The organism is Arthrobacter halodurans (assembly GCF_041877255.1).
Classification (GTDB): Bacteria; Actinomycetota; Actinomycetes; order Actinomycetales; family Micrococcaceae; genus Arthrobacter_N; species Arthrobacter_N halodurans.
The window spans coordinates 1-464 of record NZ_JBHDLJ010000032.1 but is presented as its reverse complement, the minus strand read 5'-3'; the positions used below and the strand labels follow the sequence as shown (position 1 = coordinate 464).

The 464-nt window shown below is 71.8% G+C and carries 1 pseudogene; it reads right to left on the bottom strand.

From position 1 onward, the window contains the following. A pseudogene (locus ACETWP_RS17305) lies at positions 1 to 464 on the bottom strand (serine hydroxymethyltransferase); the annotation flags it as partial.

The window sequence follows — 464 nt, the reverse complement described above, 5'->3', positions numbered from 1 at the left end:
CCGGGTCCACCCCGTACGCCGCGACGTCGTAGAGCCGGCCGGAGAAGTTGATCCGCATCCCGTGCGTCAGGTGCCCGCCGTGGGCCAGGTTCAGGCCCAGGATCGTGTCCCCGGGCCGGATCAGCGCGTGCATCGCCGAGGCGTTGGCCTGCGCGCCGGAGTGCGGCTGCACGTTCGCGAACCCCGCGCCGAAGAGGTCCTTCACCCGGTCGATCGCGAGCCGCTCGATCGCGTCCACGTGCTCGCACCCGCCGTAGTAGCGCCGGCCCGGGTAGCCCTCGGCGTACTTGTTCGTCAACACCGAGCCCTGGGCCTGCATCACGGCCTGCGCCGTGTGGTTCTCCGACGCGATCATCTCCAGGCCCTCGCGCTGGCGGGACAGCTCCGCGTCGATGCCCGCCGCGACCTCCGGGTCCAACACGGCCAGGTCCGCCGTCAACGACGCCGACACCACCGCCTCGTAG